22 protein-coding genes and 1 tRNA gene are annotated in these 21,556 nt (G+C 58.1%); 6 read left to right on the top strand and 17 right to left on the bottom strand.

Annotated elements, in window-relative coordinates; genetic code table 11:
* On the top strand, positions 1-150 hold the full coding sequence (locus tag AC1P02_RS08190; RefSeq protein WP_021140465.1) for a hypothetical protein: 150 nt from the start codon (positions 1-3) through the stop codon (positions 148-150).
* Between the two features lie 85 nt (positions 151-235).
* Here the strand turns inward: AC1P02_RS08190 and AC1P02_RS08185 are convergent, their stop codons facing one another.
* The gene (locus AC1P02_RS08185) at positions 236-661 is read right to left on the bottom strand and encodes a hypothetical protein (RefSeq protein ID WP_005320448.1); all 426 of its coding nucleotides are present in this window, start codon (positions 659-661) and stop codon (positions 236-238) included.
* A 101-nt stretch (positions 662-762) separates the two neighbouring features.
* A complete protein-coding gene (gene hupA / locus AC1P02_RS08180) occupies positions 763-1,035 on the bottom strand; it encodes a nucleoid-associated protein HU-alpha (protein ID WP_005305063.1) in 273 nt (90 codons plus the stop codon).
* A 341-nt stretch (positions 1,036-1,376) separates the two neighbouring features.
* Here hupA and AC1P02_RS08175 point away from each other — a divergent pair, with 341 nt between their 5' ends.
* On the top strand, positions 1,377-1,859 hold the full coding sequence (locus AC1P02_RS08175; protein WP_005320446.1) for an Rsd/AlgQ family anti-sigma factor: 483 nt from the start codon (positions 1,377-1,379) through the stop codon (positions 1,857-1,859).
* Positions 1,860-1,961: 102 nt separating this feature from the next.
* Positions 1,962-2,342, top strand: a complete 381-nt coding sequence (locus AC1P02_RS08170; RefSeq protein WP_485184896.1) for a PilZ domain-containing protein — start codon at positions 1,962-1,964, stop codon at positions 2,340-2,342.
* Positions 2,343-2,434: 92 nt separating this feature from the next.
* Here AC1P02_RS08170 and radA read toward each other — a convergent pair whose 3' ends face one another.
* Positions 2,435-3,799, bottom strand: coding sequence for a DNA repair protein RadA (gene radA, locus AC1P02_RS08165; protein WP_005320438.1), 1,365 nt, complete (start codon positions 3,797-3,799; stop codon positions 2,435-2,437).
* A 100-nt stretch (positions 3,800-3,899) separates the two neighbouring features.
* Here radA and AC1P02_RS08160 point away from each other — a divergent pair, with 100 nt between their 5' ends.
* Complete coding sequence (locus AC1P02_RS08160; protein ID WP_485184894.1) at positions 3,900-6,278, top strand: PilZ domain-containing protein; 2,379 nt, start codon at positions 3,900-3,902, stop codon at positions 6,276-6,278.
* Between the two features lie 69 nt (positions 6,279-6,347).
* Here the strand turns inward: AC1P02_RS08160 and AC1P02_RS08155 are convergent, their stop codons facing one another.
* The gene (locus tag AC1P02_RS08155; RefSeq protein WP_485184892.1) at positions 6,348-7,253 is read right to left on the bottom strand and encodes an alpha/beta hydrolase family protein; all 906 of its coding nucleotides are present in this window, start codon (positions 7,251-7,253) and stop codon (positions 6,348-6,350) included.
* 54 nt (positions 7,254-7,307) lie between these two features.
* Entirely contained in the window at positions 7,308-8,318 is a 1,011-nt protein-coding gene (serB, locus tag AC1P02_RS08150) for a phosphoserine phosphatase SerB (RefSeq protein WP_485184890.1), read from the bottom strand.
* A 119-nt stretch (positions 8,319-8,437) separates the two neighbouring features.
* Here serB and AC1P02_RS08145 point away from each other — a divergent pair, with 119 nt between their 5' ends.
* Positions 8,438-9,055 (top strand): AhpA/YtjB family protein, encoded by a 618-nt coding sequence (locus AC1P02_RS08145; RefSeq protein WP_021140887.1) that lies wholly within the window; start codon positions 8,438-8,440, stop codon positions 9,053-9,055.
* A gap of 73 nt (positions 9,056-9,128) precedes the next feature.
* Here AC1P02_RS08145 and deoD read toward each other — a convergent pair whose 3' ends face one another.
* The 7 genes from deoD to AC1P02_RS08110 all read right to left on the bottom strand — a co-directional run bounded on the left by deoD (position 9,129) and on the right by AC1P02_RS08110 (position 16,331).
* On the bottom strand, positions 9,129-9,845 hold the full coding sequence (deoD, locus tag AC1P02_RS08140) for a purine-nucleoside phosphorylase (RefSeq protein ID WP_005320418.1): 717 nt from the start codon (positions 9,843-9,845) through the stop codon (positions 9,129-9,131).
* Between the two features lie 77 nt (positions 9,846-9,922).
* Positions 9,923-11,131, bottom strand: coding sequence for a phosphopentomutase (locus AC1P02_RS08135; RefSeq protein ID WP_485184887.1), 1,209 nt, complete (start codon positions 11,129-11,131; stop codon positions 9,923-9,925).
* Positions 11,132-11,145: 14 nt separating this feature from the next.
* Positions 11,146-12,477: a thymidine phosphorylase gene (gene deoA / locus AC1P02_RS08130; RefSeq protein ID WP_059112475.1), complete on the bottom strand. Its 1,332-nt coding sequence runs from the start codon at positions 12,475-12,477 to the stop codon at positions 11,146-11,148.
* Positions 12,478-12,583: 106 nt separating this feature from the next.
* Entirely contained in the window at positions 12,584-13,357 is a 774-nt protein-coding gene (gene deoC, locus AC1P02_RS08125; RefSeq protein ID WP_005320412.1) for a deoxyribose-phosphate aldolase, read from the bottom strand.
* A 403-nt stretch (positions 13,358-13,760) separates the two neighbouring features.
* Positions 13,761-13,931 (bottom strand): XapX domain-containing protein, encoded by a 171-nt coding sequence (locus AC1P02_RS08120; protein WP_005320410.1) that lies wholly within the window; start codon positions 13,929-13,931, stop codon positions 13,761-13,763.
* Between the two features lie 123 nt (positions 13,932-14,054).
* Entirely contained in the window at positions 14,055-15,329 is a 1,275-nt protein-coding gene (locus tag AC1P02_RS08115; protein WP_005320408.1) for a NupC/NupG family nucleoside CNT transporter, read from the bottom strand.
* Positions 15,330-15,542: 213 nt separating this feature from the next.
* Entirely contained in the window at positions 15,543-16,331 is a 789-nt protein-coding gene (locus tag AC1P02_RS08110) for a TatD family hydrolase (RefSeq protein WP_485184883.1), read from the bottom strand.
* Between the two features lie 43 nt (positions 16,332-16,374).
* Between AC1P02_RS08110 and tppF the strand changes: the two genes are divergently transcribed.
* Positions 16,375-16,986 carry a type IVa pilus pseudopilin TppF gene (tppF, locus tag AC1P02_RS08105; protein WP_485184881.1) on the top strand — a complete coding sequence of 204 codons (612 nt, stop codon included), beginning with the start codon at positions 16,375-16,377 and terminating at the stop codon, positions 16,984-16,986.
* Here the strand turns inward: tppF and AC1P02_RS08100 are convergent.
* The 5 genes from AC1P02_RS08100 to AC1P02_RS08080 all read right to left on the bottom strand — a co-directional run bounded on the left by AC1P02_RS08100 (position 16,955) and on the right by AC1P02_RS08080 (position 21,533).
* Positions 16,955-17,137 (bottom strand): DUF5363 family protein, encoded by a 183-nt coding sequence (locus AC1P02_RS08100; protein ID WP_096118862.1) that lies wholly within the window; start codon positions 17,135-17,137, stop codon positions 16,955-16,957. The two genes, tppF and AC1P02_RS08100, sit on opposite strands and share 32 nt — an antisense overlap.
* A gap of 85 nt (positions 17,138-17,222) precedes the next feature.
* A complete protein-coding gene (locus AC1P02_RS08095) occupies positions 17,223-17,735 on the bottom strand; it encodes a GNAT family N-acetyltransferase (protein ID WP_485184879.1) in 513 nt (170 codons plus the stop codon).
* A 117-nt stretch (positions 17,736-17,852) separates the two neighbouring features.
* Positions 17,853-19,205, bottom strand: coding sequence for a 23S rRNA (uracil(1939)-C(5))-methyltransferase RlmD (gene rlmD / locus AC1P02_RS08090; protein ID WP_485184877.1), 1,353 nt, complete (start codon positions 19,203-19,205; stop codon positions 17,853-17,855).
* A 191-nt stretch (positions 19,206-19,396) separates the two neighbouring features.
* Positions 19,397-20,842, bottom strand: coding sequence for an ammonium transporter (amt, locus tag AC1P02_RS08085; RefSeq protein WP_422502331.1), 1,446 nt, complete (start codon positions 20,840-20,842; stop codon positions 19,397-19,399).
* A 605-nt stretch (positions 20,843-21,447) separates the two neighbouring features.
* A tRNA-Leu gene (locus AC1P02_RS08080) sits at positions 21,448-21,533 on the bottom strand.
* Positions 21,534-21,556: the final 23 nt, after the last annotated feature.

Genomic DNA, 21,556 nt, shown 5'->3' with positions numbered 1-21,556 from the left:
ATGTACCGCTTCACGGGTTCATGGCTGCACAAGGCAGTCGTCCGGCTCTGTGCCGGACTGTTGGCCATCCTCGGCATCAAGCTCAGCGCCTTCTACTTTCTCGGTCTGCTGATCGTGCTGGGCCTGCACAAGGATCATTTGCTGAGCTGATCCTTGTCACCTCCCTGCCAACCAATGAAAAAGCGGGTAACACTAGGTGTTACCCGCTTTTCTCTATGGGGCCATCGCTCCTGAGCTACTCCCCCTTGTCCACAAACTGCAGTTCGGGCGCAAATGATGTCAGTACGTCGGCACAGTAGTCCCAGGTCGAGATGCGATAGTGCTGCAGATCCTCATCCAGATGCAGACCCTCCGACTCCTGATGGAACCAGCTGGCGAAACGGGACGGGGTGATGAGCTGGATCTGCTCCTCGATGGCATGGCTCTCCTTGCCTTCCGACAGATCACAGTCCTCCATGACCCGAACGGCGAAGATATGACGAAAATAGACTCGACACAGGATCTGTGGCGGCAGATCGATACTGCGCGCCCGACCCAGCATGACGGTCAGGGAGTCACTCCAGATATCCTGATGAAGCTCGGCCACAACCAGGCCTGGTGGGAGTTGGCGGGACGGAGCCCAAGGTACGGCAACCTGCCGAATGGCATTTTTCTGTTCCATCATCCACCTCACTACGGCGCACGCCATATCTTGAGTGTATCTGAAACAAATTCCGCTGACGATGGCAATAAAAAACCCGGCTGGCGCCGGGTTTTGCACGATTACTTGACGGCGTCTTTCAGCGCCTTGCCTGCCACAAAGGACGGCACATTCGCGGCTGCAATCTGGATTTCTTTACCAGTCTGCGGGTTACGACCGGTACGGCCCGCGCGATGGTTCACCTTGAAGGTACCAAAACCCACCAACTGCACGGCATCGCCTTCTTTCAGGCTCTGGGTAATACCATTGATGATCTCTTCCAGAGCCACTTTGGCCTGAGCTTTGCTCAGATCTGCTTTGGCTGCAATTGCATCGACAAGTTGAGCTTTGTTCATAACATTTCCTTTATGATCGGGCATTTAGCACCGGGCCACTCTATTCAAAAAAAAACACTCAGGCAAAGGCTTTATCAGCCAGATTGGCTTGAATGCTGGGGTTTTCATCAAGATCTGCGGAAATAGTCACATATCTCGCCACTTCGTTATCGTAAGCGACAGGAAGGGGAGAACAAATGATGACGTCTTGTAGCCAAAACACCACCTGACGTAACAATATCCCCATACACCTATTGACGGTCAACCGGATTTTCCCTAGTTATAGGGAGTGTCGTCAGTCAATAAGAAAGGCCGGAGGCCTGTAGCGATAGCACTCCATGCCTATGCCCCACGGAGGGATTATGTTAACTGAACTGGAAAAAACAAAGCGCGCATTGGCAGGAAAACACCGTGCTATCGATGACTGGCTGGATGCCAGGCAGGCACTGCTGGTCGAATACATGCGGCTCGCCGGGCTGACCCCCGCCCGCAACAAGCAACGCTCACTGCCCAGTCCATCCGAGCTGCAACGCTTTTGCGATCAGCTTGTCGACTACGTCAGCGCCGGTCACTTCGAGATCTACAACCATGTGGTCGCCGCCTTTGAACAGGCCAGCGGTGACAAGCTGGAACTGGCCAAGCGCATCTATCCCCATATTCGGGAATGCACTGAATTCGCACTGGAATTCAACGACAAGTACAGCAACGCAGACGAAGCTCAAATGTTGCTGCTTGATGAGGATTTGAATCAGTTGGGACCTGTGCTGGAGGATCGCTTCAAACAGGAAGATCGGCTGGTCAAGGCACTGCAAGTGGTAGAGTCACTCAGCGCCCAACGGGTTTGATATCCAATTTCGGAGCCAGTTCAAGATCCTGATGCGCAAGGTGCATTACACTCTATGTCATGACCTTATAGCGCTAATCCCTATTGCTGACAGGAGATGATAATGTCCGAGCGTCGCCGTTTCTCACGGATCCTCTACTTGACCATGGCCGACCTCGTCCAGGGAGATAAAACATGGCGGACCCAACTGGTCGATGTCTCTCTGCAAGGGGCGCTTCTGATCCGGCCCGATGACTGGGAGAGCCGTGATAACAAAGAGTATGAACTCGGCTTTGTCCTGAGCGGCAGCGACATCGAGATCAAGATGCAGGTGGAGCTGACCCATGAAGCCAGCAAGAAACTGGGGTTCTACTGCCACCATATCGATATCGACAGTGCGACCCACCTCAAGCGGATGATAGAGCTCAATGTCGGCGACGAGGAATTGCTCCACCGTGAACTGGAGCAACTGCTGGACGAGCACCTGGAACATCCTCATCCCTGAGCCCCAGTCCAGAATCAATAAAAAGGAGCGCCAGTTTGCGCTCCTTTTTATTGCTGAATCTTCACGCTGTGCAAACTGCGCTGGATGGGGGGTTACAACGCCTCAAGCGCATCTGCCAGCTTCTTCACCGGTACCACTTCCATCCCTTCAATGGGGTGCTTGGGTGCATTGGCGTAGGGCACTATGGCACGGCGGAAACCGTGTTTGGCCGCTTCCTGCAACCGCTCCTGACCGGACGGCACGGGCCGGATCTCGCCGGACAGACCCACTTCGCCAAAGACCACCAGATCCTTGGGCAAGGCCTGGTCGCGAAAGCTGGAGACCATGGCCAGCAACAGAGCCAGATCGGCACTGGTCTCTTCAACCTTGACGCCCCCCACCACGTTGATGAAGACATCCTGATCCGCCATCTGCAGCCCGCCGTGGCGGTGCAGCACGGCCAGCAGCATGGCAAGCCGGTTGTGATCCATCCCCACCGCCACCCGACGCGGATTGGAGAGCTGGGAGTAATCCACCAGCGCCTGCAGCTCGACCAACAGTGGCCGGGTGCCCTCCCAGATCACCATGACGATGGAGCCAGGTGCCTGCTCTTCACCCCGGCTGAGGAAGATGGCTGAGGGATTGCTCACCTCGCGCATGCCCTGCCCCGTCATGGCGAACACGCCGAGTTCGTTGACGGCACCGAAGCGGTTCTTGTGGGAGCGCAGGGTGCGAAAACGCGAGTCATTGGCACCATCCAGCAGCACTGAGCAGTCGACACAGTGCTCCAGCACCTTGGGGCCTGCCAGGGTGCCGTCCTTGGTGACATGGCCCACCATGAAGATGGCGACGTGATTCTGCTTGGCATAACGGGTCAACAGGGCCGCGGCCTCCCGCACCTGGGAGACGGAGCCGGGGGATGACTGCACATCCGCCACATGCATCACCTGGATGGAATCGATGACCATGATCTGCGGCTGCTCCTGCTGAGCTATGATGCAGATCTGCTCGACGCTGGTCTCCGACAGCATCCGCAGCTTGTCAGTGGGCAATCCCAGCCGGCCGGCGCGCATCGCCACCTGCTGCAACGACTCTTCACCCGTGACATAAAGGGTCTTCATCCGCTCGGCCAGACCACACATGGTCTGCAGCAACAGAGTGGACTTGCCCGCCCCCGGATTACCGCCGATCAGGATGGCAGAACCCGGCACCACACCACCGCCGAGCACCCGATCCAGCTCCTTGAAACCCGAGGAGAAGCGGGGGATCTCTGTGGTGGCGATCTCCGCCAGCGTCTGTACCTGACTGCCGATGGCGCCAGCGTAGCCGGTATAGCGGGCGTTCTTGCCCGGCGTCACCGACCCCAGACGAACCTCGGTGATGGTGTTCCACTCCTTGCATTCACCACACTGGCCTTGCCAGCGTGTGAAGTCGGCACCACATTCGGTACAAACATAGGCAGTTTTATTTTTGGCCATGGATAACTCGGGGACAGGATGAATTCCTGCTTGATATACTTGTTTGCGACCGACAGATCAAACCCAGAATCGGAAAAATGACTTTCCGTGGCAGGAACACATGGATTCAGAACAACAACAACACCTGATCGAACAGCTCATTCCTCTGCTCAGAGAAAAAGATTTCGATGACATCTTCAACCGCCTGACTCAAGGTGAAAACAGCAACAGCCGTTTTCTGATCAAGATGGAGATCAAGCGCAGATGTACTCCCTGCCGGCGGGTCATCGACATGCGTGACGAACTGGGAGAGGAGTGTCTGGTTCATGAGTTTGAAGGGGTCACCCACTTCATGCCTGCCGAGGCCATAGGCCTGTTCCAGTCCCAATGCTATCTCTATCGCGATCTGTACACCCTCGGCGTTTACGAGACGCTGCAATATTGGCAGAAGCACCACCAGCACAAGAGCGACAATCAGTTGCAGCCGCCCACCAGCCCCTTTCGACAATTCGACGTCAATGCCATTCCCTTCGCCAGCTACTATGGTCGACGTCAGGAGCGAATGCACTTCAGCTCTCCCGTGGTGATCAAGTTTGCCGATGGAGAAAAGCTGTTTGCCAAAAGCTCGGATCTCTCCATCGGCGGCATTCGCGTCTCTGTCTCCTATCTGCCCAATTACCAGACCGGGGCCCAGGTCGAAGTCTTCTTTACCGGCCTGGAACGGGACCATCCCAACCCAGTCCTGCACCAACCGGTCAGCTACCAGATCCTGGGGGAAGAGAGCAAGGAGGGGAAATATTGGCTGAGGCTGGTCAAGACAGGTGAGCACCCGGGTTTTGATGCCTTCCTCACGGAATTTATCGAGAATAACAAGAGCCGCTATCGGGTCAGTGTCGACTACCTGCTGTCGGCCGCCATCATCAAGGGCTACGAGCAGTTCTACCTGCCTCGCATGACCGGCATGCCGCTGTTCTTCGGCTCGGGAGACAGCCCCAGCCTCGAGATTGCCCTTCGCACCGAGAATAACCAGCACATTCTCGAATACTGGCGCGATGCCAAGAACCGCGACATGCTCGCCAGCCTCTTTTCGGCAGCCCGTATGCAGTCCCTGCTGCCCGCAGCGGGTACCTTGCGTGAGACCCTGATCTACAGCTTCACCCACTCGGTTCGCAGCCACCTCTATTTTTTCTCCGCCACCCTGGAAGAGTTGCAGCAGAGCGGCCTGACCTCACTGTTTTTCCAGGTTGGTGCTCGTCGGCCCAGCTGGCGCGTCTATAAATTCAGCCTCGAACGCTGCGCGCTGCACGAGGCAGATCTAGCCAGCCAACAGAACCAGGAGAGCCTGCAGTTGCAGGACATGCTGCTGCAAGAACGGCTCAAGCAGATAAGCCATGTCGGCTTGTTGCAGGAGATTGGCCTTGAAAACCAGCGGGAAGAGTTTCAATACGACGCCACTTTGCAGCACAACGCCAACGAGTTGCAGCGCTTCGGCCACGATACAGGGGCGGCCCCCTTTGAAATCGAGACGCTGCACTATGTTCAACTGCGCAAAGAGGCACGCTACATCCACAAGACTGCCGTGGCCATCAAGCATAATGGCAAGGCATGGCTAGGTTGGACCCGCGACATCTCGGCCCACGGCATGCAGATAGAGCTGGAAGAGGCGATCGATTGCGCGAAAGACGACATAGTCACCATCGCCTTGCCCCGTTTGCAGGAGCTCTCCAAGAGCATGGACTTGCAACACCTCTCCTACCGGCTGGTCAGCATCAACCAGACACGGACTGTGCTGCATCTCTGCATCGAGGGGGACCCGGAGCGCCATACCGGCCGCCAGTTCTTCAGCCTGCTGATCGAAAGCAACCAGAACAAACTCAAGGCGGCGCAGGAACAGCGCCGTTATCGCGGCATGGCCAGGGCGCTACGCAACATCTACACCCACCATGTCTTCAGTACCCCTGTGTACATCAACAAACTGAAAGGAGCTCCGAGACCGGCCTCCATCGGCCATGCCCCTCATACACGCAGCCTGTCACGTCTGCTGCGGGCCTATGCCGAGCGCAGCGATCAAGACAACCTCTATCCCCTGTTCCAGGGAGACCTGCTCAAACAGCTGGTCATGAACCCGCTGCGCGCCATCGAGCGTGAGGACAAGCCCCAGGAGGAAGAGGTCTACATCGCCAGCCTGCACTCGCCAGCCGGCCTGCCCGTGTTTACCAGCCGATTGGCCAGCAGCTTTCAGAGCCTGGCGGAAAAACGCAGCTTCATCGAACAGGCCTTGCGCCAGGGGGACTTCTACTCTGTGCTGGTCGGCATATCCCGCACCGGACGACCCGACACCAACTTTATCGCCAACGAGTTGGACTACATCGCCAAGTTCGCCATTCACAAGGCCAAAAAGCTGGAAGAGGAGCTGTGGAGCGTGGTGGGCGTGGGTGAGTTGACCGATACCAGTCAGGCCACCCTGTTCCGGCTCGGCATCACCCCGCCCATCAATTGAGCGGCAACTCATGCCAATGAACCGGCCCAAGCGCGGATATCGACCAGGCAAACCAGCCTTGTCTCGCCATCACGCCGTCTGCGGGTTAAGCAGCCATGCGAGGATCTGCGGGAAGTGATCCTCCTGCGCCTGCGGCGCAGTCAGCATATTGATGTGATCGTAATCGAGCCGGTTGCCGTTATCCTTGCCAAGCCGGGTGTGGCGCGCAGCTGACCCCATCTCGACAGTGAAACGACGCACATCGGTCGGGTGACCCAGCACCTTGTCAGCCTTGGCCGAGATCATCCAGAGCGGCGGCCAGTTGACCCGCGCCGCGGCTTCGTCATAGGAAAAGCCGTCGTACGGGTCCTTCCAGGGGCCGCATTTGACCCAGGGAATCGTCTCCTGCAAGTAGCGCAGCGGTTCGTCATCCGCCCCCATCTTCAGACGGCGGGCCGCCAGAAAACCGGTGCGACGGGCCAGCCAGGGCGCCAGTCGATTCCAGATGAGGTCCACCTTCAACCAGCGCTCGGGGTTTTGTACCGATACCCCGCGCTTGGTGCCAAAAAACACCAAGCTGGCGATCTGCTCGATCAGCTCAGGAAAACGCACCAGGGTCGAGGCCATGATGACGCCCCCCCAGGAGTGGGCCATCCAGTGCAGCTTGAAACCGCTGTGACGCGCCGCAATCCAGCGGTGCAAAGCGGGCAGATCCTCGGTGATCAACTCATGCTGGCCATGCTCCGACTGCTCGGCGATGGCCGGAGTGCTCAAGCCCCGCCCCCGCAGATCGGCCACATAGACCTGATAACCGTGGCGTGCCAGAAAGCAGGCCAGTCCCTTGCCCGATTCGGTATAAAAGATGCGGCCATTCTCGATGGCGCCGTGCACCATCAGGATTGGCTCGCCATGTACCGCCACCCGCGGCTGTATGTGACGCACATGCAGTTGATGTGCGCCACAGGGGATAAACAGGGATTGCTGTAACAGTTCCATCTCGATGTGACGTCCTCCGTGACGTGGGGTCAGTTGTGCGCGGCTAATCAGGGGTCAGCTGCGATCCCAGCGACGATCGCGACAGGCAAGAGCCCCCAGCAGGCAGATCACCCCTTCCAGGTCATGATGGTTTAGGGTGGCTGCAGCCTGGGCCCGCACCAGCGGTTTGGCATGAATGGCGATGCCGAGTCCGGCCACCCCCATCATTTTCAGATCATTGGCACCATCGCCAATGGCCACTGTCTGGGCAGGACGAATACCGAACGCTGTCGCCAGCTGTTGCAGCACGTCTGCCTTGACGCTGGCATCGACGATGCGCCCGCTCACCTGGCCGGTCAGCTGTGCCCCCTCGACTGCCAACTCGTTGGCGAAGATGGCATCCAGCCCCAGCGCCTGCTGCAACTCACCAGCGAAACGGGTGAAACCGCCCGAGGCGATCGCCACCCTCCAACCGGCCTGCTTGAGGGTATCGACCATCAGCTGCAGCCCTGGCATCCAGGGCATCTGGGCCGCTACCTCATCGAGAATGGTCACTGGTGCGCCCGCCAACAGGGCGACCCGATTACGCAAACTGTCGGAAAACTCCAGCTTGCCCTGCATGGCGGCGGCCGTCACGGCGGCAACCTGATCTCCCACGCCAGCCAGACGGGCAATCTCGTCGATGCACTCGATCTGGATGGCGGTAGAGTCCATGTCCATTACCAGCAAGCCGGGCTCGTTCAGGGTAGGCAGCGCGGACAGATGGCAGATGTCGATGTCCCACTCCTCGGCCTTGAGCAACTGCACCAGCTCGGGGGAGAACCTGTCCGTGCCCAGCAACAGCAAGGGCACCCCGGCTGGTGTACTCGGCGGATAGAGCTGCGCCTGAATATCCTGCGCCGCCAGCAGCTCGGCCAGACGCGCCAGATGCCGGGCGGCAAGAGGCTTGCCAAACAGCACCAGCCAGGCGCCGTCCAGCGGCTGGGCAACGGGCAGCAAGGCTTGTGGCGTCAGCTGCCACCAGGGGGCGCTGTGCAGGCACTCTGGCCACTCGGACAAGGCAGCGGGTAATTGGGACAACAGCATAGGGATAGAACCTTCCTTGGTGATCATGGGGTTACAAAACTGGCCCAGAGTAGCGTATTGCTTTTTGTACAGGCAAGCGCCAAGATCCCGCCACCGCTTGTCATCAGGAGGCTCAACGCTTGCGTCATCTTCCCATCAAACGCGTTCTCAGCCTGGGCGCCGGTATACTGCTCGGCCTCTGGGTGCTCGGTGTGCTCATCCACATGCAGAGCGAGAGCCAGGCATCGCTGCACAGCGAGGCGCGCAACCGGGCCCAGGCACTGGTCGCCTATGCTGCCCGCGACATGAAACGCTGGATCAAGGAGGACAAGAACAGCGAGCTGGAACGGCTGGCCCAGGATCTGGCCGCCGAGCCCGAGATCCTCGATGCCACCCTCTATGATGCCCGTGGCATTCCCCTCGCCCAATCGGATCAGGCCGTGCCACTGGACAGCCTGCTCCCCATCGGCGGTGACAACAAGTCGCTGCCTGAGCAGGGCAAGGGACGCATCCAGTTTGTGCAGGAGATACTGGATGAGGAACAGACGCTGGGTTACCTGCGCATCACGCTGGAAGAGCATCAATTACTGGCGGAGAAGGACACCCGGCTCAAAGTGATCCAGGAAAAACAGCGGCTGATGCTGCTGGTGGCGCTGCTGGCCGGTCTGCTTATCTCCTATGGTGTACGCCGCAACTACATGCGGGTGCGCAAACACAAGAAGAAGAGTCCGCCCTCATCGGATACGCCGGCAAGCTGAACCGGCAACAGGCAGTCGGCTCATAAAAAAACGGCGACCCGAGGGTCGCCGTTTTGCATGATGTGAATGGGGATTACTTGTCGCCCAGCAGGACGGAGTCCAGCGCGATTTCGATCATGTCGTTGAAGGTCAGCTGACGCTCTTCGGAGGTGGTCTGCTCGCCGGTACGGATATGGTCGGAGACGGTGCAGATGGTCAGTGCCTTGGCACCGTACTCTGCGGCCACGCCGTAGATACCGGCAGCTTCCATCTCGACCCCCAGGATGCCGTATTTTTCCATGACGTCGAACATGGAGGGATCCGGGGTATAGAACAGGTCGGCGGAGAAGATGTTACCCACGCGCACCGGCACGCCCTTGTTCTTGGCGGCTTGCACTGCATTGGCGACCAGGTCGAAGTCTGCAATGGCAGCGAAGTCGTGATCCTTGAAGCGCAGACGGTTGACCTTGGAATCGGTGCAGGCACCCATGCCGATCACTACATCGCGCAGTTTCACGTCTTCACGCACGGCACCACAGGAACCCACGCGGATCAGGGTCTTCACACCGTAGTCGGTGATCAGCTCTTTTGCGTAGATGGAGCAGGACGGAATGCCCATGCCGTGGCCCATGACGGAGATGCGACGACCCTTGTAGGTGCCGGTAAAGCCGAGCATGCTGCGCACGTCACACACCTGCTCGACGTTCTCCAGGAAGGTTTCGGCGATGTACTTGGCGCGCAGGGGGTCACCCGGCATCAGTACGGTATCAGCAAAGGCGCCATCTTTCGCATTGATATGAGGAGTTGCCATTCTCTTGATTCCTTCACACTAGGTTGAGTTTTATTGTCTTTATTGGTTGCCCGCCACCTGGGTGACGGGCGGGTAAATTACAGGAAGCTGGTACCGTATTCCAATTTCGGCAAACCGTGGTAGGCCGCTATGCTCTGGCCGATGTCGGCAAAGGTCTCGCGCCGACCGACGGAACCCGCCTTGACCGGCTTGCCGAAGAACAGCACGGGGATGTATTCACGGGTGTGATCCGTGCCACCCCAGGTCGGATCGCAGCCGTGGTCGGCGGTCAGCACCACCACGTCGCCGTCCTGCAGTATCTCGAACAGCTCCGGCAGGCGGGAGTCGAAGTACTCCAGCGCATCGGCGTAGCCCTTGACGTCACGACGGTGACCGTAGGAGGAGTCGAAGTCGACAAAGTTGGTGAAGACGATGGTGTTGTCACCGGCCGCTTTCACCTCTTCCAGAGTGCGATCCCACAGCTCGGTCAGACCCGTGCCCTTCACCTGCTTGGTGATGCCCTGGTTGGCATAGATGTCGGCGATCTTGCCGATGGAGACCACCTGACCACCCGCTTCTTTCATGTAATCCAGCACGGTCGGCGCCGGCGGCAGCACAGAGTAGTCGTGACGGTTGCCGGTACGCTTGAAGTTGCCCTTGCCGCTGCCCACGAACGGACGCGCGATGACGCGACCTATGTTGTAGGGCTCCAGCAGCTCGCGCACTATGTGGCACAGCTCATAGAGCTTCTCGAGGCCATAGGTCTCTTCGTGACAGGCGATCTGGAACACGGAGTCGGCAGAGGTGTAGAGGATCGGCTTGCCGGTGCGCATATGCTCTTCGCCGAGATCGTCCAGCACCTGGGTGCCAGAGGCGTGGCAGTTGCCCAGATATCCAGGCAGACCGGCCTTCTCGACGATGGCGTCTAGCAGCTCCTGCGGGAAGCTGTTGTGGTGATCCTTGAAGTAGCCCCACTCGAACAGCACGGGCACACCTGCAATCTCCCAGTGGCCGGACGGTGTGTCCTTGCCAGAAGAGAGCTCCTGAGCGAAACCGTAGGCACCGACAACCTCGATATCCTTCTTCAACCCTTCCGGGAAGTAGCCGGAAGCGAGTTCGCCCGCATGGCCCAGACCCAGTTTGTTCAGGTTCGGCAGATTGAGGGCGCCACGGCCTTCAATGTCACCCGCAGCGCAGGCCTTGGCGATATGGCCAAGGGTATTGGCGCCCACATCTCCGAACTTGTCGGCATCGGCAGCAGCGCCAATACCGAAAGAGTCCATCATCAGAATAAAGGTACGTTTCATGGGTTTTCCCCTTGTTACAAATCAGCCAGACCGATGCGACGGTAAACCTCAGGCAACGCCTGGGGCTGGGTATCACCGATCTTGACGGCCGCCTGCACCATGCTGGCAGCCTGAGCAAATTGATCTTCAGTTTGAGCGTGGATCAGCGCGAGCGGCTTGTCAGCATCGACGCTTTGACCCAGTCGGATAAAGTCGGTCAGACCGACGGCGTAATCGAGCTTGTCACCCGCCGCGCGGCGACCGCCACCCATGGCAACCACGGCCAGACCCAGTTCGCGGGTATCCATGGCGGTCACGAAGCCGGCATTGGCTGCATACACAGGGCGCACAATAGCAGCCTTGGGCAAGTGACTGTCATAACGTTCCATGAAATCGGACGGACCACCAAGGCCGGTCACCATGCGACCGAAGATCTCGGCCGCTTTGCCGTTGTCCAGCACCGCCTGCAGTTTGCGGCGAGCATCGGCGTCATCGCTGGCCAGATGGGCAGAGATCAGCATCTCGGCACACAGGCTCATGGTGACTTCGTGAATGCGCGGGTTGCGATATTCACCGGTCAGATAACGCACCGCTTCACGCACTTCCACCCCGTTACCGGCGCTGGAGGCCAGCACCTGGTTCATGTCGGTCAGCAGGGCAGAGGTGCGGCAACCGGCACCGTTGGCCACGGCCACTATGCTCTTGGCCAGTTCCTCAGATGCTTCAAACGTCGGCATAAAGGCACCTGACCCCACCTTGACGTCCATCACCAGCGCTTCCAGCCCGGATGCAAGCTTCTTGGAGAGGATGGAGCCGGTGATCATGGCGATGGATTCAACGGTCGCCGTGATGTCGCGTACCGCATAGATGCGCTTGTCGGCGGGCGCCAGATCGCCGGTCTGGCCAATGATGGCCACACCCGCCTCTTTCACCACTTTCAGGAAACGATCGTTGTCGACCGAGGTCTGGTAGCCGGGAATGGCATCCAGCTTGTCCAGAGTACCACCGGTATGACCCAGACCGCGGCCGGAGATCATGGGCACGAAACCACCGCAGGCGGCGACCATGGGGCCCAGCATCAGGGAGACCACATCACCCACGCCACCGGTGGAGTGTTTGTCGACAATGGGGCCCCCCAGATTGAGGTGCTCCCAGTTCAATACCATGCCGGAGTCACGCATGGCACAGGTCAGGGCGACCCGTTCATCCATGGTCATGTCTTTGAAGTAAACCGCCATCGCCAGCGCCGCAATCTGGCCCTCGCCTATGGTGTTGTTGGTAATGCCCTGAACGAAGAATTGAATCTCTTGGGTACTGAGCGCTTCACCGTTGCGCTTCTTGCGAATAATTTCTTGAGGCAAAAACATCTTTCATTCCCTCCGCCATTGCTGGCGTTACATAAGCCGTTATCCCTGCCCGCACGCCGTCTGACGGGGGCATAACAGGGCGAGCCGCGCTCGCCCTCTCATCAACTTAGTAACCGCTGGTGTTGGCAGGCTTGTCGCCATGCCCCAGCGTGGCCAGCAAGCTGGCCAACAGGCTGGATGCACCAAAGCGGAAGGTACGGGCGGATACCCACTCCTTACCCAGGATCTCTTCGGCCATGGCGAGGTACTGACCCGCTACAGCGGCATCTTTTACGCCACCGGCCGGCTTGAAGCCAACTTTCGGGTTCTTGGCCTTGATCACTTCCATCATGATGCGGGCCGCTTCCGGGGTCGCATTGACCGGCACTTTACCAGTGGAGGTCTTGATGAAATCGGCACCGGCATCGATACAGATCTCGGAAGCACGACGGATCAGCGCTTCTTCCTTCAGCTCGCCGGTCTCGATGATCACTTTCAGCAGTGCCTTGTCGCCACAGGCTTCCTTACAAGCTTTGACCAGATCGAAGCCAACCTGTTCATTGCCAGCCATGAAGGCGCGGTACGGGAACACCACGTCCACTTCGTCAGCACCGTAGGCGACGGCGGCGCGGGTCTCGGCCACGGCGATCTCGATGTCATCGTTGCCATGGGGGAAGTTGGTCACGGTCGCAATGCGCACGTCGGCGGCACCGATTTCACGCAGAGTTTTGCGAGCGATGGGGATGAAACGGGGGTAAATGCAGACAGCGGCGGTCAGGCCGGCCGGTGACTTGGCCTTGCGGCACAGGTCGACAACCTTCTGATCGGTGTCATCATCGTTCAGGGTGGTCAGGTCCATCAGGTTCAGGGCGCGTTGAGCGGCCAGTTTCAGATCAGTCATTCTATTCTCCAAAGTCTCGATTTAATCCAGATCTCAAGGGCAAGCGTCTGCTTGTCGCAACGCAACCAGCAAGACACGACTCCCCAGGATACGGGAATGGAATTACAGCGCGAATGCACAGGCACCATGCAGGCACTACGACTGTAAATAAGGCAAGAGCCCTGTCACTTTCTTACAAAAGTGCGGACTTGGTTCCATGAAGACTTGAGAAAGGCCGACGACTTCTGACCCGACTTCCCAATCAATTCCATTTGACCGCCAACACCCGACTTGATCGGGTATTAGTCAATGCCAGCACCCTGCTGGCAATGCCTATTTCAGCCGAGATACCCCGTGTTTGCAAGCCGGATTTGCCAATTTCAGAGGTACCTCACATCTGGCAAATCCGGTACTGGAAAGTGCGTCAAGAGAAGAAACGTGTGAGTACCCAGGAGTAAGCAATGCCCCCAAGATAGACTCCGACGATCCCCATCACCCCGGACAGGACGGGTGGTGCCGGGATCGGCAATTTGAGGAAAGAAAACAACAAGCCAACAATAAAGCCGGCCGCCATCGCCAGTAGCACTTCATTCATATAACCTCCGATTTGACTCATTTTATTATTAGTTTAGAAAGGAAAACGGTTGTCACCGCCCCAAACGCGAACGCCACAGCATTTCGCTGTGGCGTTCGTCTTTACCTGAGTGTCAGGCAAATATTACATGGCAGTCAGTGCCAGGAAGAAGCCTGCGATAGTGGCAGACATCAGGTTGGACAGAGAGCCAGCCAGTACAGCTTTCAGACCAAATCGTGCAATGGTGCCACGACGGTTCGGTGCCATTGAACCCAGACCACCCAGCAGGATGGCAACGGAGGACAGGTTGGCAAAGCCGCACAGGGCGAAGGAGATGATGGCTTTGGTGTGATCGGACATGGCCACGCCGTTGATCAGCACTTCATCCTTCAGATACGGTGCAAAGTTCAGGTAGGCCACGAATTCGTTCACCACCAGCTTCTGGCCGATGAAGGAACCGGCAACCACGGCTTCGCTCCAGGGTACACCGATCAGGAAAGCCAGCGGGGAGAACAACCAGCCCAGCAGCAGTTCCAGAGAAAGCTCCGGCATGCCGAACCAACCACCCACACCAGAGAAGATACCGTTGATCATGGCGATGAGGCCGATGAAGGCCAACAGCATGGCACCTACGTTCAGGGCCAGTTGCAGACCGGCGGATGCTCCGGCAGCGGCGGCATCGATCACGTTGGCAGGCTTGTCTTCCAGGTCGCCATCGGCAGAGTTTTCGTCATAGCTGGGGGATTCGGTTTCCGGCACCAGCAGCTTGGCGAACAGGAGACCACCCGGCGCGGCCATGAAGGAGGCGGCAATCAGGTATTCCATCTTGACGCCCATGGAGGCATAACCGGCCAGCACGGAACCGGCAACGGAGGCCAGACCACCACACATGACGGCGAACAGCTCGGAGTCAGTCATCTTGGAGATGAAAGGACGCACGACCAGCGGCGCTTCAGTCTGACCAACGAAGATGTTGGCAGTCGCAGAGAGGGATTCGGTACGGGAAGTGCCCAGTACTTTTTGCAGGCCACCACCCAGCAGCTTGATCACCCACTGCATGATGCCCAGATAATAGAGAACCGCGATCAGGGAAGAGAAGAAGATGATGACGGGCAGAACGCGGAAGGCAAAGATAAAGCCGCCGCCACCGAACACTTCAAACATCTTGTTGCTGACCAGGCCACCGAACAGGAAGTCGATACCATTCTGGCCATAACCGATGACGCTGGAAACGGCATCAGATACACCCACCAGAATATCGCGACCCACAGGGACATACAGTACAAATGCACCCAGACCAGCCTGGATTGCGAAGGCACCGGCCACGGTGCGAATTCTTATTGCCTTGCGGTTGCTGGAAAACAGCACCGCGATAAGGATGAGCGTTGCCATCCCCACCAGACCCATTATCAAATTCATTATTAACACTTCCTCTTTAGTAGCACCTTCCAGCTTGTTAACAACTTGTGTATTTCTGCTGTCAATCAAGGGTGCGCATTATACTAATTACGGGAAGACAAAGTAGAATGCTGGTCACATTTTATAAGCATGAAATGCGCTGAAGGTCGCCAAATTAGACCGCAAACGATTTTTACTCCCTGCAACTTTCAGCAAAACGCAACCTGGCGTTAATCAAATGTTACCAAAGCCTCTTTCAATCTGGAAAGTACGCAAAGTGGATTCATGTAACACCGAAGCAACATGAGACAATGGCTGTTGCCGCAACTCGGCCAATAGTTGCGCAATTTTTGGCAAGTTGGCGGGGGTGTTTGGCGCCCCCTGCTGACCCTGCAACGGCATGTCCGGCGCGTCCGTCTCCAGCAGCAAGGCTTCCAGCGGCAGATCGCGGATCGCCTCCCGTGTCTTGTTGGCCCGATCAAAGCTGATCACTCCTCCGACGCCCAACCGAAACCCCAATTGCCAGAACGCCTGTCCCTGTTGCAGGGAACCACTGAAGGCGTGAATGACTCCGCCTCTGGCCGGTTTGAAGCGTCGCAATATTTTCGCGACCGTATCGTTGGCCCGTACCGAGTGGACTATCAGTGGCAGCTCATGATCCATGGCCAGCCTGATTTGCGCCTCGAACAGTTCAAGCTGACCCTCCTGCGGCACATGGGAGCGCAGATCCAGCCCGCATTCCCCAACCGCCACCAGACCGCGGGGCCGGGCAGCCAGCCATCCTTGCAACCGGGTCAATACCCCTGGCGTCTGGGCGCCCACGTACCAGGGATGAATACCCAGTCCATAGGCAATGCCCGCATGCTGTTCGCTCAACGCCATCACCCGGGTCCAGTTTTCCTCCCCCACGGCGGGAATGATATACTCGCCGACCCCCAACTGCCGGCACTCGGCCAGCAGCGCCGTCCGGTCGGGATCGAAGACCGGAAAGTCGAGATGGCAATGGGTGTCGATCAGTTGCATGTCACTTTCACCTGTTTGTCGTATTTGATGGGTCTACTCAATAATGAAACACTCGAACCTTGGCTTTACCCTGATTGAACTGGTGCTGGTCATCATAGTGCTGGGGATCCTGGCCGTCATCGCCCTGCCCCGCTTCATCAATATCAAGGATGATGCGCTCAAGAGCACTGTCTCCACCACCGCAGCCAGCTTTGCCGGTGCGGTGCAACTGGCCCATGCTGGCTGGGCGGTCAAGACGAGAGGGGAGCCGCTGGCACTCTATAACTTTAGCGGCATGGGTAAGCAGGATCTCGACATCAACCGGTTTGGCTGGCCGGTGGGCACCAAGGAAGACCAGGGAGGCCAGAGCCCCGATACCATTTTCCCGGGTGGCGACAGTGATCAGATCTCCGTCAGTAGCCGGGATGATTGCGAGAGTCTGTTCGAAGGCCTGCTCGATACCAATCAGACAGCGAGCGATGAACTTCATACTGATGCAGAGAGCGATTACATCTCACAACTCATCCCGGCCGATGCCCAGATCGACGGACAGCTGCGCCATGACAACTGCCGCTATACCCTGCGTGACTCCATCTCCCGCTTTCCAGCTTACCCGGATGGCTTGAGTTTTGACTACAACAGCGTTACTGGCGTCGTGACTCGCAATTTTGATTGAGAGACTCTGCATCGCACTCTGGCGCAGCCTTCTTTGTCTCATCGTCATCATAACGAACCGGCATGCAGCAGCGCCGGTTCTCCGGGGTGAGTCCCCACTCCTCGCACCACGCATCGTAGCGGGCCAGCCAGCGTAACAAGACACCTTTCATCGTCTGCTCCTTGGGGTTGCTATAAAGCGGTTCTATACCCTGCTCCATTGCCTCATACCGGCCAAGCACAATCGGGCCAACGGCATCATGGCGCTTCGGACGGCAACAGCAGCCCCATGCTGATCTCGTCGACATAGCCCTCATCCAGTCGATACGCCTGCCGCCGTAGCCCCTCATCCCTGAAACCACACTTGCGGTAGAGTGAATGAGCCACTTCGTTATGGGCCATGACACCCAGCTCCAGCCGGTTGATACCCAGATCGCTGGCCGCCTCAATAAGCGTGCGCAGTAACCGCTCTCCCCAGCCCTGACCGCGCGCACTCGGCCGCAGCCCCATCACCACCAGCGCACAATGGCGATTGCGATGCATGTTCCCTCCCAACAGGACGGCAAAACCCTGCACCTCACCGCCCAGGCTCAGCAGCCACATCCGCTGATTGGAGCTGACCCGCATAGCCGCCAGACGCTGGCGCTGACCCTCGACATCGGAGGGGCGCTCCCCTGCCTCATACAGCATGAAGCGGGTCTCCCGATCCAGTTGCTGGAAGAAGTGGTCCAGCGCCGCCGCATCCTCCACGTTTGCCAGACGAATCGTCATGCTCACCCTCCCTGTTTGGCTGCAGTGCCGGATCACGGTCATAAAAAAAACGACTCCATTTGGAGTCGTTTTTATCAGAGCCATCTGGCCAGTTCAATCAATGGCGATACCGGCAGATCACTTGCCGGCAGGCAGACTGAGTCTGGCAACAGCTTCAACGTGCATGGAGTGAGGGAACATGTCCACCGGCTGCACCTCGTCCAGCACAAAGCCCTGCTTGACCAACCAGGCGAGGTCGCGGGCCAGGGTCTGCGGGTTGCAGGAGACATAGACCAGACGGCGCGGCGCCATGGCCACCAGGGTCTGCAGTACCGCCTTGTCACAACCCTTGCGGGGCGGATCCATCACCACCACATCGGCGGTCACGCCCTGGGCGTACAGCTCGGGCATCAGCTGCTCGGCCTTGCCCACATGGAATTCGGTGTGCTCTATGCCGTTGAGGGCCGCGTTGCGACGGGCATCGCTGATGGCGCTCTCGACCGATTCTATCCCCACCACCTTGGCGGCCTTGCCAGCCAGGAAGAGGGAGATGGTGCCGATACCGCAATAGATGTCGAACACAGTCTCGTTGCCTGTCAGCTCGGCATACTCGAGGGCGCTGGAGTAGAGCACGTCAGTCTGGGTCGGGTTGTTCTGGAAGAAGGAGAGCGGCGAGATCTCGAACTCGAGTTCATGGATCTTGTCGCGGATCACCCCTTCCCCCAGCAGCACCCGGTTGTTGGCTCCCAGAATGCGGTTGGTGCGCTCATCGTTGATGTTCTGCACCAGGGTGGTGATGGGCAGATCGCTCAGGGTAGCCAGCAGCTCCGCTTCGAATGGCAGCGCTTCACCCAGGGTCACCAACACCACCATCAGCTCACCGCTCTTGAAACCCTTGCGGGTCATCAGGTTGCGCACGCAGCCAGTGTGGTTCACCTCGTCATAGGCCGCGATGTCATGCTCGCGCATCCAGTTGCGCACACGGGCATTGAGCTCCACGTGCAACGAGTCCTGCACGGCGCAATCGTCGGCGGTGATGAGATCGTGAGAGTGCTTGCGATAAAAGCCGATCTCGGCACCGGCTTCGCAGCCACGCACCGCGTATTGGGCCTTGTTGCGATAGGCGAACGGGCTCTCCATGCCGAGGATGGGGTTGACTGTGGTGTTACCCAACCCGGCCTGCTCCAGTGCGCTCTGCACCAGAGCCTGCTTGAGCTTGAGCTGGGCCGGATAGGCCAGCGGGCGTACCTGACAACCACCGCACTCTGTGTTGGGGCAAAAGTCGGCGACCCGATCGGCAGAGGGCTGGAGCAGCTCGGTGACCTTGCCGTGCAGATAGTTCGGCTTGACCTCGGTCAGCTCCACCAGCGCCTGCTCACCGGGCAGCAGACCCTCGACGAACAGGGGGCGGTCGAACAGGCGTCCTTTGCCATCTCCCTTGTCAGTCAGTTCCAGGATCTTGATCTGGTGTTGATGTCCCACTAACGGCATGAGCGGCTCCAAAGGCATAGAAAATGATGGGGAAAATGGGGCAAGCCCATTAAGGGTGGCAGAGTTTAGCGGAGATCTGCCCAAATTGCAGGCATAAAAGGTTGGGTAAAGCGCACTCTACTTTTGCAGGCATAAAAAAGCCGCCGGCATAACCGGCGGCGCACTCTTGTTGGCACAGGGCCACGACTGGGTTACAGGCTATAGGCTTTCTCACCGTGGGTGGTGACATCCAGCCCTTCACGCTCCGCATCTTCTTTAACTCGCAGACCGACCATCAGATCCACCAGCTTGAAAGCCACCACAGAGATAACACCGGACCAGAGGATGGTGACTCCAACCCCGATAGCCTGGATCTTCACCTGAGTCAGGATGGAGTAACCCTGCGCAACCTGGTTGGTGACATAGTCCCACACCCCGGTACCACCCAGATCCGGGCTGGCAAAGACGCCGGTCAGCAGGGCACCGAGAATGCCGCACACACCATGCACACCAAACACGTCAAGACTGTCATCGGCGCCAAGCAAGCGTTTGAGACCATGAACTCCCCATAACCCCGCCACGCCACCAATCAGGCCCATCACCAGGCCACCACCTACACCGACAAAACCGGCCGCCGGGGTGATCACCACCAGACCGGAGACGGCACCTGAGGCTGCGCCCAGCAAGGAGGGACGCCCCTTCATCACCCACTCGGCCATCGTCCAGGAGAGCGCTGCGGCTGCCGGGGCCACCCAGGTATTGATAAAGGCCAGTGCGGCTATGCCATTGGCTTCCAGTGCTGAGCCTGCGTTGAACCCGAACCAGCCGAACCAGAGCAGGGAGGCCCCTATCATGGTCATGGTGAGGCTGTGCGGTGTCATGGGATCACGACCGTAGCCCAGACGTTTTCCCACCAGATAGGCCCCCACCAAACCAGCTACGGCGGCGTTGATGTGCACCACTGTGCCACCGGCAAAATCCAGTGCACCATGCTGGAACAGATAACCAGCCGTCGCCGTTGCTGCGGCTGCGGCATCAGCCGTGGTATAGGCATCCGGGCCCGCCCAGTACCACACCATGTGGGCCAGCGGTATGTAGGCGAAGGTGAACCAGATCACCGAGAACAGCAAGACGGCGGCGAACTTGATGCGCTCGGCGAAGGCCCCCACGATGAGGCCGCAGGTAATGGCCGCGAAAGCCCCCTGGAACACCACGTAGATAAACTCGCTGATACCGACACCTTTGCTGAAAGTGGCCGCGATGGAATCAGGGGTTACCCCCTTGAGCAGCACCTTGCTGAAAGAACCGTAAAGGCTGTTGCCCTCGGTAAAGGCCAGTGAATAACCGTAGATCACCCACAGCACGCAGATGAGCGAAAACAGGGTAAATACCTGCATCAGCACGCTCAACATGTTCTTGCTACGTACCAGACCGCCATAAAACAACGCCAACCCGGGGATCGACATCAGGATCACCAAGGCGGCAGAGAGCAGCATCCAGGTGTTGTCCCCCTTGTTGATGGTCACGGCAGCCACCACTGGCACCGCTGCCTGCACGACATCGACCGATGCGGTCACTATTACCTCTTCAGCCCAACTGGGGCTGGCCAGCAAGGCGGCAAGCGCCAACAGGCCTGTCATCACGAGTCTCTTGAGCATACTGCCTTCTCCTTCCCTGTCGTCCCGGCACCAGTCCGGGTCCATTTCCTGATATGAATATCGAATCCATGCGTTACGCCGCACACTGAATCCACTTTGTTGCACCACTGTTACTCGGCAGTGCATCGACTTGTCCAGCATCATGGCAATCTCAAAGCATAAAACAGGCCAACTCACTAAATCATTTAAGATCAATATGTTGTAATCATACCGGCTGAGCAATGCACCAGAGTTGAGCACAAGGTACGTCAGCGCGGGAGCAAGGGCGCACTTATGCTGTGCAGGGTAACTCGCTCGCACCGAAATAGAGCAGAGCATAAGCCAGGACAGATGACAGACCGGTGACGACCAAACAGCAGGTAACAACGGGGATATACCTGGCTACCGCCCGTGATGAATGCGGATACAGAGAGAAAGCAGTGGAGAGAAGCGAGCATTGACGCAATATCAAAGGTCATCAACAAGGATAGTCTTTGATATTGGCCGGGATCTGACAGGACACAGTCATGAACATGCCTCCACTTTGGCGAGACTGCATCCTGTTCAGGCACTGAAAAAACAAAAGGCCACCCGCTTGGGTGGCCTTATGTCATTGAATTAGTTGATGGTGCCCGGGGTCGGACTCGAACCGACACGATTATTCATCGGCGGATTTTGAATCCGCTGCGTCTACCGATTTCGCCACCCGGGCAACTGCGAGGGATTATACGAATG

It is taken from the genome of Aeromonas sp. TS_SC_11, assembly GCF_057318915.1.
This window is presented reverse-complemented; position numbering and strand designations above follow the sequence as displayed.